Raw genomic sequence first — 17,247 nt, forward strand, 5'->3', positions numbered from 1 at the left:
GCGCCTCCTTGTCATCCCGAACTTGATTCGGGATCCAAATACTCTACCTAAAACCCATGGATTGCGGAGCAAGTCCACAATGACGGGAGTTGGGATCCATATACACTACCCAAAACCCATGGATTGCGGAACAAGTCCACAATGACGGGAGTTGGGGCTAGTTCGAAGGTTGGTTTTGTGCCCAAGGTCAACATTGTAATAATGCACCCCTTGTCATCCCGAACTTGATTCGGGATCCAAATACTCTACCTAAAACCCATGGATTGCGGAAAAAGCCAACTTTGGCATGGATGAGCCTATGATTGTTCATAGACTCAACCCTTGACTTTTAACCACCAAACGTTTTGGATAGGTGGGTTGCCAGTTTAATTTCAATAGGCTGAGCTTGAGCCGTAATATCCACTAAAGCGTCTTCAAAACTACCCTTAGACAATGCACTATAAGCATCATTTGACAGACCATATGGCTCGCTTGGCATGCCGATGAAAGGAAAAACCATGCGATCGAGTGTGCCATCACTATCTTTATCGTGAACGACGCTGATGGCGTACTTGCCCGCTGGGATATCCGTCAATACAACTTCCGTTGCCGGTATGCTCGGCTTGACGACTATGCGATGAAAATACTTAATGCTCGAAGCACTGTAGTTATCATCACTGTAATAGGAGCCTGCATTGTCATGCAAATATACCAGCAGCTGGCCTTCGGTGCTCTCCACATGATTTACCACAACCCGGACATCGGTTGGGGCACCTTTCACTTTATTAATACTCATGTTGGAAGTAGACGAACACCCAGCTAACAGTACGCTAATTAAAGATGACAACAATACCTTTTTATTCATAACAAATACCTTTTAATCTTCACAGTCTGTATCAATCATATTGGACAATACCCTGCTAATTTCAATATGGCTTTGCAAGATATCTCCATGATTTCGCTGCGTAAGCAAAGTATATTCAACCTTGCCTCCAATAAACTCTCCAACATTGTTGTCTACAATAGCATCCAATGTTTTCGACCACTCATGTGTCAACATTTCTGAGACTTGTGCCTCGTATTGACCTGCTTTTAATAGATGCACCTGAGTCGTTTTTAATGGCTGAGTTAATGGGCACAAGTCCAACAGCCCTTCCGCTTTGCGGGCTTTTATCATGGCGTCGATATTCTCTGTTCCATGCCCAAGCTCTTGCATACGTGTAATAAACAATTGTTCATTTTCAGACTCAAATTCTTGGGTAAGCAATTTGAGCTTACCTGACTTGATAATAGTGTCTAAAAGCAGCACTTTTATGTCAGCGTTGTGGTTTCTTTCAAACAAACCAGCCATTTCTAGTGCAATGTTACCACCTAGTGACCAACCAACTAGCTGAACTTTATCAAGTTCAATATGGGTGCAAACTTCGTCGTAATAAACCTTAGCTAGCACATCTAACTGACTAATTTTTTGATCATTGATGAGGTTGTAATTGTCAATGCCCAAACAATTAAACGATCCACTTAACTCTGCTGCTAGCCCTTGATAAACCTCACAACCACCGCTGCCAGCATGGATCATTACAAGGGTTGGCAAACCCGCTTTAAAATTGTTCAAACGCTTCACTAACTGCCCGTCTCGCGCTTGGTTTCGAATCAAACTTGCAAGGCCTTGCACCGTAGGCGAATTAAACAAATCTGCCACAGAAAGCTTGCAATTGATGGTTTGGTTTATCATTTGTGTGAGCTTAATAGCCGCGATTGAGGTCCCACCCAATTTGAAGTAGTCATCGCTAATACCTATTTGCGAATGACTTAGTGCTGATTGCCATAACTCACATAACTTAAGCTCGAGGGCATCCCGTGGCTCAACATATGTATCACTGGAAATAAAATTGGGTTCTGGCAAGGACTTCACATCCAGTTTGCCGTTGACATTGAGTGGGATCTTATCAAGTAACGTTATTGCGGATGGCACCATAAAATCAGGTAGCGCACTCTGTAAATAATCCAAGATCTGCTCTACTTTATCAGCCCGTGTATCGTCACTCACGACATACGCCGCGAGATACTTTTCAGTGCCATTTTGTTTTGCTATCACCGCGGTTTGCTTCACCCCAGCAATACTACAAATAGCACTTTCAATTTCCCCTAACTCAATTCTAAACCCGCGTATTTTCACTTGCTTGTCATTACGACCAACGTACTCAATATTGCCATCACTTTGCCACCTAACAATGTCTCCTGTGCGATACATACGAGTTTCTGCATTGCTTCCTGCAATCGGTTTTACAAATGGGTTTTCTACAAACTTTTCAGCGGTTAGTTCTGGGCGGTTTAAATACCCTCTGGCAAGGCCCTCACCACCGATGTAAAGCTCACCCGGTGTACCCACAGGTACTGGGTTACCCATCGAATCTAGCACATACAAAGTTTTGCCAGTCAAAGCATGACCAATGGGCGCATTAGTTCGACTATCATCGAGATGGCAAACAGAGGCAAACACTGTGGTTTCTGTCGGACCATAGACATGACTTAACTTCACTTGCGGTGTACTTTGCTTAAAGGCATTCACCACATTTAAATTGACCTGCTCGCCACCAAATAAAATGTGCTTGAGCGAACTACTTTTAAGCTGCCCACTGGTTGCCAGCGCATTAAATAATGCAGTGGTCATAAAGCTCGCATCTATATCGTGTTCCAAAACATACTGCGCAAATAATTCAGGAGATAGTCGCGTGTACTTATCAACTAAGTGCACACACAAACCGTTGAGCAAACTGAACATGGCATCAAAAATAAAGCCATCGAACGCATAAGATGACATACTTGCGATATTACTCACCTTAGATGCATCCAAGTAGTTATTACCCAATGCAAAGGAATTCACAGCATGGTGCTCTATCTCTACGCCCTTGGGTTGACCTGTGGTCCCAGAAGTATAAATAACATAAGCTAAGCTAGTCAGTTCAGTATCTACATCCAAATTCGCGGTGTTCTCGCCACCAACGTGCTCGGCAACCAATACCCTTGGCCCTGCGTCCGTATTGAAGATCCCTGACACCTGAGCATAATAATCAGCGTGTGTCAGTACCAAAGGTACATTCGCATCGTCGACAATAAATCGCGTGCGCTCATCTGGATTATCCATCGACAGCGGTACATAAGCAGCACCGGCTTTTAACACAGCTAAAATCGCCACAACCATATCGATATTTTGAGGGTAGTACAGTGCAATTAATGTATCTGGCTTGATCGCTGATTTTTGCTCAGCCTCGTACGCTTGTCGAATACATCGAGCAAGCTGATTGGCCCTATTATTAAGCTGCTGGTAACTCAATTGTTCGTCACCACACACCACGGCAATGTCATTGCTGTGTTGTTGAACAACCTGCTCAAATACACGCTGAATCGAGTGTTCACTCAGTTTATGCACTGGCTGTGCGTTGAAGTGCTCAAGCAACTGTGTGCGCTCAACGTCACTCAGCACATTAATGTGGTGCAATGGCTCAGATGGCGCGGCCAACATACTTTTGAGTATCCGCAAATAACGGCCTGCAAGTGCGTCAATTGTCACCTTTTCGAATAAACTGGTTGCATAATTAAACTGCAAACCAAGCTGCTCAGCGCTATCATCCACCATTAAGGTTAAGTCGTATTTTGCACTCTTTGCATTGAGCATATCGCTTAGCACAGGGGTGAGCTGCATATCACCGTGCACAATCGACTCAGCATTCATGCTCTGCACACTAAACATCACCTGAAAAATAGGGTGACGAGAACTATCTCTTTCCAATTCTAACAATTCAACTACCTGTTCAAACGGCAGCTCTTGGTGTACTTTCGCTTGTGTTACCAACTGATGGGTATGTTGAATAAATTCGCTAGCACTGGCTTGTTTATCGACTTGGCTGCGCAGCGCCATAGAGTTAACAAAAAATCCGATTAAGGCCTGCACTTGGCTATGATGTCGGTTGTCAGAAGGCGTACCAACTACAATATCTTGCTGGCCAGATACACTGGCCAAAGTCACATAAAAAGCGCTCAACATCACGGTATACACACTTGTTTGATGTGCTTTGGCAATCTCCACAACCTGCTTGGATAAGTCTTTATCAAGGGTTAAATCGAGATTTTCTCCGGCATAACTCACTTGGCTTGGCCTTGCTCTGTCATAAGGTAACTCAAGCGTTTCGAAACCTTTGAGCGCACCTGTCCAGTAGCTTTGCAGCTTGTTTAGTGTCTCACCTTGAAGATAATCTCTTTGCCACTTTGCGTAATCCGCATACCGGATGCTCAACTCTGGCAGTTGTGCAGTTTTACCATCCAGTGCCGCAATATACGCTTTCGTTAGCTCGTCGGTGAATACAAAAGTCGACCAGCCATCAAACGCAATATGGTGCCAAACAAAGAGCAAATACTGCGTGGATGAACAACAAATGTGATACACCCGCATTGGACTGTCTTTTGACAACTCAAATGGTTGTACAGCAAGTTCACTCACCAAAGCTGCCAACGCAACTTCATCTACCACTGTGTGCTGTAAAATGGCAATGTTTTTGCGTAAAGCGCACTGGCTTAAGACGCCGTCATCACGGGTATTAAATACCGAATTTAATACCTCATGGCGAGCAACTACTTGATTAAGCGCTTGTTGTAAGGCACCAAGGTTTAGCGACTCCCCCACTTCAAACAGGGCTGGAATGTGATATGCACTACTGCCCTTTTCGTAACTGTCGATAAAGAGCAACCGCTCTTGTGCAAATGACAGCGGTAAAACCTCACTGTCACTGCGTGGGATCACAATGGCCTGTGACGCATCAATTACTGTGGCAAGTTTTGCTACCGTATTATGTGTGAATAACATTTCGAGTGGAATATCACGCTTAAGCGCTTTGCGGCTGGCCGCAGACAGACGAATTGCCGTAATTGAATTACCACCTAACGTATAAAAATTATCATCCACACCCACAGTATCAACATTGAGCACCTGCTGCCAAAGCTCGCATAAAGTCGACTCAAGCTCACTGCTCGGCGCTTTATAGCTATGTGCGAAACCTTGATTAGGAATAGGCAGCGCCTTTTCATCCAGCTTTCCATTGCCAGTCAAAGGGAACACATCTAGTCGAGTAAAGCTGGCTGGGAGCATATATTTTGGTAACCTTGATCCCAGATATGCGCTTATATCTTCTTCACAGGCGGCACTGTCTGCGCTGGCAATCCAATAGGCATGTAGCGCACCGTCTGCATGACTTTTATCTGCAATGACAGCCGCACTGTGAACACCAGCAACGTCACATATAGCATGCTCAATCTCACCAAGTTCAATCCGATAGCCTCGAATTTTAACTTGATTGTCGTTTCGACCAAGGTATTCAATTTCACCATTGTCGAGCCAACGAACCAAATCGCCAGTTTTATATATACGCTGATTGTACGTATCATCGCTACTTACAAACGGATTTTTAATAAAGCGCGACTGGGTTAAATCTTCCCTATTTAAGTAACCTCTGGCAACACCAGCACCGCCGATATATAACTCACCGATTGCGCCTACTGGCACAGGTTTAAGTACCGATGACAAAACATACAGCGCAACATTGGGATAAGCATGCCCGATACCATTAACCACTTGACTTGGGTCAACGCGCTTATTCATGGCACCAACGGTCGCCTCTGTCGGACCATATTCATCAATCAATGTATCGGTGACTATTGAGAGCTTATCAATCACTGGCTTAGTCAGTGCTTCACCGCCCACCATTAAGCTACGTAAGGTTATCCCACTGTCAGTCAATAGTATGTTCGCAAGACTCGGTGTGGTTTTTACAAAACGCACTTTATTGTTTGTCAAATGTGCCTGATACGCTGACACATTGGCAATATCATCCTGATAAACACACACTGTGCCACCCGCCATCAGTGGGCACAAGGTGGTTGTCACAGTCAAATCAAAACAATAGTTGGTCGAAAAGTCAGTTACATCCAGAGCATCTAATAAGGTACTTTGCACCCCAAAAAAGTAATTCAGCACCTGCCCTTGCTCTACCATCACGCCTTTTGGTTTACCTGTGGTACCCGAGGTATAAATGACATATGCAATGTTATTTATACGACTGCGACGCTCAGCAAAGCCTTGTGGGTTATTTGCTACCAACATAGGTTTATCACAGCTGATAAAGCCAACTTGGGTGCCCGTGAGCCAAGTATCTAATCGATGGGCATATTGAGATTGAGTCAACACCAAGCGTGTGTCTGTATCAGCCAAAATAAACTGTACTCTGTCCTCAGGTGCATCCGGGGAGATAGGCACATATCCCGCACCTAATTTCAATACCGCTACCATCGCCACAAGGGTTTCAGCACTTGGGCTCAAATACAGCCCGATCAGTGTATCGGCTTGCACCGACTCCCCTTGCTGAGTAAGGCGCTGCAAAATGTTATTTGCTAAATGCTCAGCTCGCTCATTAAGTTGGTGATAACTTAAAGAAGTTTCCCCCGCTTTAACAGCCACCTTGTCTGGCATAGCTTGCGCGTGCTGGGCAATCAAGCCCGCAATGTCAGTTTCAAATTCAAAGTGCGTTTGTTGGCAGTGCCACTGCTGAGTGATTGCCTCACACTCAGCTGGTGTCAACAACCCTAATTGCTGATGCGGCTGTTCTGGCGCATCCACCAGCTGCTCAAGCAGAACTTTAAGCTGAGTTACCAACTTAGTGGCTTTGTCAGTATCTAACCAATTTGCACTGTAGTTAATGGCAATATCGAGCGTATCACCCTGCTCTGTCGCGACAATTGACAGCGGATAGTCAATTTTCTCTACCACCTTTTTGAGTTGCCATTTTCGAGTATCCCCTTGATGATTGATCGGATAGTTTTCAAATGTGAACAAGGTATGGAATAACCGCTCACCTTGAGGTTGCAACTCCGCTAAAGCAACACTGCTGGCACTGTTGAGGGAGGCAATCGACAGCTGAATGTCAGTCATGATTTGCGCACAAGAGGCATCTTGTGGCCAAAACACTTGCAGCGGCAAGGTATTGATAAATAATCCAACACTGTGGTCGATGCCGTCAACCGGCAAATTGCGACCAGAGACAACAGTCCCCACAGTTGTTTGCTCATCGCCCGCATAGACTTGAATAAGCTTGTGCCAACAAAATTGCAACGCGACATTCAATGTCACGCCCGCATTTTGGCACATGGATTTGAGTCTATGAAACTCAGCACCACTTATCATCAGCTGCTGCGTATCTGGCTCTGTGACCTGCATTGGTTTGGTTAAATCAAGGGGGGCACTCAACATACCCGAGATGTCGTTTGCCCCTTCAAATTGCAGCTTCTTTTCTAGCCAATACTGCTGTGTCTGTGCTTGGTTCTGTTGATAGTACTGCTGCGTTGCCAAATAGGCCGTTTCGACCTCAACAGTTGGTATCGTCCCCCCTAGCAGCTGTTCATAATATTCATGGACACTGCGCAGCAACAAAGGCGCACTCCAGCCATCGCTGATGCTGTGGTGCTCCGTTTTTAGTAAGGTGTATAAGTCATCTGCTTGCTTGATAAGTGAAATTCGGATCAAGCCCGGCTTTGACAGATCAAACCCTTTTGCGCGCTCCGCTTGCTGCAACGCATCTATCTTTGCACCGCGCTCTGCTTCACCTAATGCGCTGATATCTTCATAGTAAAAGCTATTGCTGTCGATACTCGCTTTGGGGGAGACAATTTGAAACAGGGTTTCATCCCAGTTAAAAAAAGTGCGCAGCGCTGGGAACCGTAAAGAGGTCAACTCCCAGGCCTTTTGATACAAAGGCACATTGAGCGGCTCTTGATAATCCAACATCATTTGTACGCGATATGCGTCATCGTCTGGCTGATTCAAATGATGATAGATAAACCCTTGCTGTAAGCTGTTTGCCGGACTCACCGACTCTATCCCACGAGAAGGCGCAGTTTGACTCTGAATATAACGTCTAAAGGCTTTCGCCGAGTCAATGTTTTGCTCACTCAAAAACGCAATTAATTCTGGCTTATTGGCTTTGATTTTATTCACTAACTGCGGATCCGGAGACGCATTGCCAAAAGCCAATTTTAACTTACCTTGCTCTGCCCAAATAGACAGGTTATGTGCGCTTATTTCTTTGATAAGTAACATTGCTTAAATCTCCATGATGTTGTCGTCGCAGGTATCGTCTTGCTCATCCATGTCTGCTTCTTCAAGCACGCTATTCAAGTGCGCAAGATGTTCTACTGATAAGTCATTGGCGATAAAGTCACTTGGCGTCGCAACAGCCCCCTGTTCGGCGATATGTGCGGTATGTTCGATCACATGTTGTAAATTAGTCATGAAATAGCGTTCAAAATCAGCACTGGCCTGCTGGCCTAGTCGCGACTGAATTGAAAACACCAATTGGTCTGAGTCGATCATGCCGTTGATATTGAGCATCAAAGCCATTTCATTTTGCTCGCCAATCAGTTGCCCACAGGACTCTTGCACAATCTGCCAACTCTCAACCCCTTTTGCACTACGATTAAATTGCCCTAAGTAGTTGAAACTGATAAGAGGCAGCTTTTGCGTAATTTGACCTGCTTGGAAAAAAGCACCATAGCCTACCCCTTTGTTTGGCACGCCGCGTAGCATTTCCTTGGTTTGCACAACAGTCGTAGAAAGGTCTTCATAAGCCATTAACTTCACAGGATATAAGCTGGTAAACCACCCTAAAGTTTGTGATACATCTAAGCGCTCATCAATATCTTCTCGGCCATGGCCTTCTAGAGTGATCACATGCTCTGTACCTGACAACACTTGCGGTAAAGTTAAACTCAACGCAGCTAACAATAGATCGTTGATTTCAGTGTTATAGCCTTCATTTGAATGCCTCAATAGCATTCTTGTATGCGCTACGGACAAAGAAATCGAGTGCTCACTTACAGGCTCGGTTACATTCAAAGCTTTGCTATGTTCAACCACATTTTGCCAGTAATTCAGCTCACTGCTGTGATCAGTTGGGTAGCTTTGCATAGCATTCACCCACTGGCGATAACTGCTGGTTTTTGCAGCCAATGTTTTACCGGTAAGCAAGGTTTGCATGTCTTGTGACAATACCCGCCACGAGACGCCATCAATGATTAAATGGTGGAAAATAAAACAAACCCGCGCAACACCATCGCCGTAACCTTGCAGGTGCACCAGCTTAAATAGCGGCCCACCTTTGAGGTCAAAACTTTGCTGCCACTGGTTCAACTGCTCGCCAATTTGCGTATCAGAGAGCCCTGTCACATCTAACTGAGCGACACCACACCAAGCAGCCAAATCTAACTCGTTGAGAGATAAATAAGATTGACGATCAGTATCACCTTGCGGCGCAAAACGGACGCGCATCATGTCGTGGTGCTCAATCAAAGCATGACATGCCCGCCCGATGTCGGCGGTTGTCAGATCCTCTGGTACGGTGAGCATAAATGACTGGTTCCAATGCGCAGGTTGCGACAGGCCTAAGTCAAAGAACCAAGACTGTACAGGCAGTAAATCAAACTCACCTGTTAGTATCCCTTGTTCTGTTTGCAATGTCTCAGCCTGCGGCAATTGCTCAAGCTTTTTCGCCAATTGCGCTATGGTGGGTGATTCATAAATATCTTTCACTTTGAGCGTATAGCCCAACAAACGCAGTTGTGACATTAATTGAATACTAATGATTGAGTCGCCACCAATACGGAAGAAGTGCTCATCAATCCCCACTTTTTCAAGGCCAAGTAACGCCTGCCAAATATCACATAGCTGGCTCTCAAGTTCAGTGGTCGGTGCCACATAATCGCTTTGTGCATCAAATACAGGATCTGGTAAGGCTTTGCGATCGACTTTGTTGTTAACAGTCAGCGGTATTTGCTCAATGGCCATAATGGCGCTGGGCACCATGTACTCTGGCAATTGCTCAGCTAAATACGTGCGTAGCACGTCGTGGTTAAGTGCGGTTTCGCCTTGTGATACCACATACGCAATCAGTTGCTGTGTGCCTTGCAGCAATCGCGGGATCACAACTGCTTGCTTCACATCTTGATGTGCAATGAGAATGTTTTCAATTTCCCCCAGCTCGATTCTAAAGCCACGGATCTTAACCTGCTCATCATTTCGGCCAATGTACTCTAGCTGACCATCCGCAAGTCTGCGCACCAAGTCACCACTGCGGTACAAGCGAGATTCTTGAGAAGCAGGCAATTGCGCAGCAAATGGATTTTCAATAAAGCGCTCACGGGTCAGCTCTTCGCGGTTTAAATAACCGCGCGCAAGCCCCGCGCCTCCTACATACAATTCACCTACAACTCCAACTGGCACGAGGTTTTGGTTGGCATCAAGCACATACGCTGACATATCACTGAGCGGACGGCCAATGAGTGATTGATGTTGATTGTTATCTGGTGAGAGTTCCTGATATGTCACATGCACTGTGGTTTCTGTGATGCCGTACATATTGATTAACTTGGTTTGTGTGTCACCATAAGCCTGCCACCAAGGCGCAAGGCGCGCCATATTAAGCTTATCTCCACCAAAAATAACATAACGCAGTGCTGGTAACTGTGCATCTTGTGACACTGCTGTGTCTATAAATGAGTAGAAGGCGCTCGGTGTTTGGTTTAATACCGTGACGCCTTGGTTTTGACACAAGGCAATAAACTCACGCGGATCACGGGTGCAGGCTTTGTCAGGGATCACCAAACAACCGCCATGCAGCAGCGCGCCCCATATTTCCCACACACTAAAATCAAAGGTACAAGCGTGGTACATCACCCACACATCTTGTGCTGTGAATTGATACTCCTGTTCACAAGAGTCAAATAACCTTACCACGTTGTGATGCGGCTGCATCACCCCTTTAGGCTGGCCTGTGGTGCCTGAAGTATAAATGACATATGCCAAATCATCAGCCGAAGTATTTATATCCGATAAGTCGATATCCGCTTCTTCCTGATTGAGCTCATCATAACTTAGCACCTGAACAGGAGACTCTAACCCATCTAGTACTTCAGTGAGTTCAACCTCCAGACCTGCTTGGCAAAGTAATATTGGCGTTTGCGTATCGCTCAAAATAAACTGGCTACGCGATTTCGGGTACTCTGGCGTTAACGGTACATACGTTGCCCCTAGCTTTAATATTGCCACCATGCTCACCAACAATTCGAGACTGGGAGCAAAATAAAGCCCGATGTAAACCGGCGCTTGGTTTGTGGCAGATGCAATGCTCGGATCTCGCGTTAAAATCGCCTTGGCCAATGCCGTCGACTGCGCATCTAACGCTTGATAGCTAAGCGCTTTGTCTTGGAACTTTAGCGCCGTATTATTGGGGTACTTTTGAACTTGCTCGGCAAAAATCTCACTCAAACTGCCACGCTCAGGTAGTGGCGTAATTTGTGGCTGGATTTGCATCAACAGCTCATGGCTTTGTTGCTTTGACAGCAAACTAATTTGACTATGCGGCTGCTCAGTCTCATCAACTATGGCGTTAATGATAATTTGCAGCTGCGCGATTAATCGCTCTGCCTGACACGTATTAATTTGCTGCGCACAATAATTCAAAGAAAACTCAACCTGCTCAGGCGTGGCAGTTACGATAACGGTGATCGGGTAATCACTTTTCTCGCGCGTCTCACGATACTGCATTGCTTGCTCTACACGCTCACGGTCGCTTTCTTGCACTTTTGGGATTGGATAGTTCTCAAACACAAATAAAGTATGGAATAACGCATCCCCTTGGCTTTGCACGCGAGATAACTCTGCGCCACTGTGGGTATTTACGTCCGCAATTTCTAGCTGAATTTGTGACATCACCTCTGCAATGGTTGCATCCGCTTGCCAATTAACTGCCAAAGGTAAAGTATTGATGAACAAGCCCACACTTGCATGAATATCTGCAACGGGTATGTCTCGCCCAGAAACCGTAGTCCCCACAATCGTTTGTTGATCTTGGCAATAGCTTTGCAACAACTTGTGCCAAGCAAACTGCATCGCGGCATTAAGTGTCACACCTGATTGCCTGCAAACCTCATTCAAAGCAGTAAACTCACTACCTGTGATCACAAACGCACTACGCTCAGGCTCGGAGACAACCCGTTCATTCGCCAAATCAAATGATTGGCTCAGTAGGTAATTGACGTCGTTGGCATGCTCAAACTCAGACATCTTTTGCTGCCAAAATGCATCCGTTTGGTCTTTGTTTTCATACAGGTATTCCTGTGCAGCTTGATAGGCATGGTCGTGTTGGATAGTCGGTTGCTCACCTGCTTTAAGCTGGTTGTAAAAATTATTGACGGTCTCCAGTAAGTTACCCACACTCCAACCATCGCCAATGCTGTGATGTTCAGTTTTAAGCACACTAAAATGCGTGTCGCTGTGCTTGAACACCACCACTCTAAAGAGCCCAGGATCTGCCAAATCAAATGCTTTGAGCCTATCTTGTTTTAGCAGCTCATTCATTTGCTGAACTCTTTCGCTTTCAGAAAAAGCACTTAAGTCCACGACATTGAAGTGAGTATCACTGAGAACAAGCTTTTGGCTGATCACTTGCAGCATCTGCGCTTGCCAATTAAATGCCATGCGCAATGCTGGGTGTTTATCCGTCGCTAGTTGCCAAGCCGCACGATACAGTTCAAGGTCTAGCTGAGTATGATAGTCCACTAGCAACTGTACTCGGTATGCATCATCATCAGGCTGATTTAAGGCATGATAAATAAAACCTTGTTGCAAACTATTGGCAGGATATAAAGCTTCTAAAGGAGTATGTGACTGTAGGTTTTGCAGCAGCTCAAAACTAATCTGCGCCTGCGGGAAGTCACTTGGTGTACTCACCCCACCAGCTTGCATCGCCGTCACACCTTGAGCAATGACCTGCTCAAGTGCACGTTCAAAAGCGCGCACAAATAGCGCGCCTTGCGCTGGCGCAAGCCTTGATTCAACCTCAATGCTCAACGCGTCCTGTTTAATTAACCCTAATACATTGAGCATTAAATCACTGTCATTGTCAGCGCCAACCAGTGCACCTACAGGCTCCCCTGTAATTTGCCAATCGGCAGGTTCAGCCGTTTTATACTGACCAAGATAGTTAAAGCATACTTTAGGGAGTGGCGCTGGTAACTTTGCAGGGTCGAATTGGAAAAGCGCACCGAAACCAATCCCTTTGTCAGGGATGGCGCGCAGCATGTCTTTGTTTGCAGCAATGGTTTGCTCTACAGACTGCGCACATACCAGCTTAACGGGATACAGGCTAGTGAACCAACCTAGTGTTTGGTTTATCTCTAACGCATCATCAATGGCTTCTCGACCATGACCTTCCAGCATAATATGATGAGACTTAGTTCCAAATACGGTTTCCATGGCAATGGCAAGGGCACTGAGTAATAATTCTTGCGTGTGCGTGTTATATCCTTGAGCAGCTTGCTGCAACAAAATTTCTGTTTGCTCGACCGATAAAGACAGTGACAATTGCTGCATTGCATGCAAAGGCCGTGGACTTGGCTGCCCAGCCATCACCTCAGCCCAATAAGCCGTTTGTGCTTGGTTACGCACTGCGTATTGCGACAGTCCATCCACCCACTGACGGTAACTGGTTTGCTTTGCCAACAGGCTTTGTCCAGCAAGAATTTGCTCAAGGTCGTTAAGTAAAATGCCCCAAGACACGGTATCTATGATCATGTGGTGGAAAATAAAGCACAGTCTATCGCGGCCATCGCTATGCCCTTTTAGTCTCACCACACGCCATGTAGGGCCTGCAAAAATATCCAAGCTGGCTTGTACAGCGCTCAAGGTGTCACTGACTTGTACCTCATCCAACAGAGAGATATTCAGCTCAGTTAATTCAAACAGCACTTCTTCGCAATAGCGATTTTTGCGCTCAACAACACATCGGCTGCGCAACATATCATGCTGGTAGCTCAGGGTGGTGAGCGCTTCATTTAGGTCATCATTAGATAAATCATTCGGACAATAGGCACTAAATGCTTGGTTGAAGTGATGCACATTTGCAAAATTTTGTGAAAAGAACCAACTTTGTGTTGGGTGCAGGTCAAAATCCCCCTGTAAAACCCCTTGCTCTGATAACACAGCTACTTTTGCAACATCATCATTGTCGATAATAAATTCAGCCAGCTCCGCCACACTTGGCGCGACAAAAATATCTTTTACTTTAAGGGAGTAGCCAGCGCGTCTTAGCGCTGAGACCAGACTGATACTGACGATTGAGTCGCCACCAATTTGGAAAAAGTTATCGTTTATCCCTACCTTTTCAAGGCCCAGTACGCCTTGCCAAACGTCACATAGTTCAGTCTCTAGTTCATTGCGCGGCGCTTGGTATTCAGTGCTGGCACTAAACTCAGGCTCTGGTAATGCTTTTCTGTCTAACTTGCCATTGAGGGTCAAAGGTAATGCATCAATAACCACAAAAGCAGCTGGCACCATATACTCTGGCAACTGCTTTGCCACAAACTCTCTCACATCATCTAAATCAATCGATGCATCGAGCTCGCCAACTAGATAAGCCACCAAGGCTTTTTGCTGATTGTGCTCTTTATCAATCACCGCAACGTGTTTTATTTCTGGGCGCTTTAATAAGCAGTGTTCAATTTCACCCATTTCAATACGATAGCCACGTACTTTGACCTGAAAATCTTTACGGCCTTTAAATTCAATGTAACCCTTTTCATTCCAACAGCCGTTGTCGCCAGTACGGTATAGTCGGCCAAGTGTAGGGTGTTCAAAATAGGCAAGGTTGGTGCGCTCTGGGTCATTAAAATACCCTTGAGCTACCCCAATACCGCCGATGTGAATTTCACCTAAAATACCCGCAGGACAATGATTGCCATATTGATCCAGCACCCACATGGCTTGATTCGGCATTGCCAAGCCATAAGGAATGCTCTGCCAATCCGGCTCAACTGTGTTTATTTCATGCCAAATTGACCAGATACTGCCCTCGGTAGCGCCACCCAGACTCATCACTGTCGCATGAGGCGTCATAGCACTGAGCTGCGTAGGTAGACGAAGTGGGATCCAGTCACCACTCATCATGTAAACACGCAAACTATCAACGTTGCGCACTTGTAGTGCTTGCTCATTCGCAAGCAATTGCGCAAGCTGAGGAACCGTATTCCAAATTGTCACTTGGTGCGCTTCGACCATGTCTAACCAATGATCTGTGTCCTGCACTTTGTCTTGCTCAGGCAGCACAATAGCTGCCCCCACGGCCAACGCGCCAAACACATCGTATACAGATAAATCAAAGCTTAAATCCGAAATACCAAAAATACGATCTTCTGACATAACCTCAAAACGTGCATTAATGGCGAAGATGGTGTTCATGGCACTTTCATGAGTGATCACCACCCCTTTGGGCTGGCCAGTACTACCCGAAGTAAAGATCACATAGGCAATCTCGTGTGGCAAAGGTAGCACGAGACTTTCTCGCCACTGGGTATCAGCAAGCTCGCTTTTTATCGCGGCCTCTTCAACCAAAGTGAATTGGAATTCGCTCAACCACGGCTCATTTTGAATGCGCTCGAACAACACTATCGAAATTAATACCTGCTTCACGCCCCCCGCCAATAAAACCTGATGAATACGTGAATTTGGCCAAGCCACATTAATGGGTAAATACGCACAACCAGCGGTATTAACGGCAAGCAGTGCAGCCACTTGATATTCACTCTTTTCACACATGACAGCGACCAATTCACCGCGCTTAGCTGCTTTTGTGGCCAATTGGTAGGCAATACCATAGCGATATTCGCTCAAGGTATGATAATCAATTTGACGGCTTGCCGTGATCACGCAGACGCGCTCAGGGTACTGCGCAACTTGTAAGTCAAAGCCATCAATTAAATTATGCTCTGGGTACTTTGCAGGAAAATCATTCCACTGGTGTTCAATGCGATGTTCTTGCGCCTCAGTGAGTATGCTGATGCGGCCACATATTTGATGGGCATCATCTTGCGCTAAATGTGTAATAAAGCGTTTTTGTATTTCACCAATGTCTTGCAAAGTCTCAGTGTTAAATTGTGCGTCTGCTGCGACAATTTTTCGTAGCAATTTTGAGCCTGTTTCAAATAATGTGAAATCTAATTCAAACTGCGCCACAGCAGGTGTTAGCAACACCCCTTCCACGGTGACCGCATTATCTTCACCTAATCTGAGCTGCTGTTCAGGCAGTCCAGCAAGCACCTGCATCAAACCTGGAATAATATGAGATGTTTTTAGCTGCGCAAGGTAGTTACAGACTACATTGATATTTTTGCTGCTCAAGCCTGATGGGGCTTTGTTCAATAGCAGCGCAGTGAGCTGCTCACTGATGGTCTGCAATAGCTCAATGAGCGACTTTTGATGAACCGCAGAGACCGACAGCGCTTCTAAATCAACATAGTGGCCCAATAGGTAACGATTTTTACGCGTTCTTCTCGCAATTGGTACGCCAATGGTGACGTCTTCATCGTTGGTCAAACGGCTTAGTGTTAAAACGGTACTCGCAAGAATTACACAATAAGGACTGATACCGTGCTCAGCAGCAACCTGCTTTATTGGTTCAATGCACGCTGTTGTATTATCTAACAGGACGGCAACATCATCATTGGTATCAGGGTTGTGTGGCTTTTTCATGATGAAGTCCACAGGACTCACTTGCACGTCAGCAAAGTCTTGCTCTTTGGCAGCGTAATATTCAATATCAGGTTTAAGTGTTGAGCAGTCATCCTCACTCGATAACAGCCTCAGCAAATCATTCACCAAAATCTGCAAAGACCACTGATCACACACAATATGGTGACCTTTGATCAACACAATCACCTCTGAATCTGTCAGCGCCTGATAATAAAATTCAAAATTACACTCACTGGTATCTATAAACTGCACATTGTACTGATCGCACAGCTCCGATGCGCTAATATCAGTGCCCTCCATGGCCAACCATTGCACTTGGCCATCTTTGAAAATAAGCTCAGGTGTATCCGCTGAGAGTTCAATTTTACTGTGGAGCACTGGATGGCGATGTTGCAATTGAATTAGCACGTCTTGCAACCGATTAAAACAATCGCCCATGGTAATTTTGAGTGCGCTAGAGACATTAAAAACAGGGCTAGTTGGTGCAATTTCTTGACCTTGCCAAACTTGCAATTGACGCTGAGAAAGTGATTGAGAGTTATCGTTACGCATTGGGTTTATACTTCCATTATTATTTTCGTGATGCCATAAAAGGGTGGTCAACGCAGAAAGCGCCATGATGTGGTTGAACGCTTTGAGTA

General features: G+C 45.6%; 3 protein-coding genes. All 3 read right to left on the minus strand.

The window, feature by feature from the left end; all coding sequences use genetic code 11:
- Positions 1-328: 328 nt before the first annotated feature.
- Genes MHN81_RS02075 through MHN81_RS02085 form a run of 3 tightly spaced genes read right to left on the minus strand, consistent with a single transcriptional unit; the run spans position 329 to position 17,158 of the window.
- Positions 329-844 carry a DUF2141 domain-containing protein gene (locus MHN81_RS02075; protein ID WP_239424920.1) on the minus strand — a complete coding sequence of 172 codons (516 nt, stop codon included), beginning with the start codon at positions 842-844 and terminating at the stop codon, positions 329-331.
- A gap of 12 nt (positions 845-856) precedes the next feature.
- On the minus strand, positions 857-8,125 hold the full coding sequence (locus MHN81_RS02080) for a non-ribosomal peptide synthetase (RefSeq protein ID WP_239424921.1): 7,269 nt from the start codon (positions 8,123-8,125) through the stop codon (positions 857-859).
- A 3-nt stretch (positions 8,126-8,128) separates the two neighbouring features.
- Positions 8,129-17,158, minus strand: coding sequence for a non-ribosomal peptide synthetase (locus MHN81_RS02085; RefSeq protein WP_239424922.1), 9,030 nt, complete (start codon positions 17,156-17,158; stop codon positions 8,129-8,131).
- Positions 17,159-17,247: the final 89 nt, after the last annotated feature.

Source organism: Pseudoalteromonas sp. Of7M-16 (genome assembly GCF_022347805.1).
Classification (GTDB): domain Bacteria; phylum Pseudomonadota; class Gammaproteobacteria; order Enterobacterales; family Alteromonadaceae; genus Pseudoalteromonas; species Pseudoalteromonas luteoviolacea_F.

Bases quoted from the DNA above. Each gene is read 5' to 3' on its own strand.
- MHN81_RS02085 (WP_239424922.1), bottom strand. From the start codon at position 17,158: ATGCGTAACGATAACTCTCAATCACTTTCTCAGCGTCAATTGCAAGTT.
- MHN81_RS02080 (WP_239424921.1), bottom strand. From the start codon at position 8,125: ATGTTACTTATCAAAGAAATAAGCGCACATAACCTGTCTATTTGGGCA.
- MHN81_RS02075 (WP_239424920.1), bottom strand. From the start codon at position 844: ATGAATAAAAAGGTATTGTTGTCATCTTTAATTAGCGTACTGTTAGCT.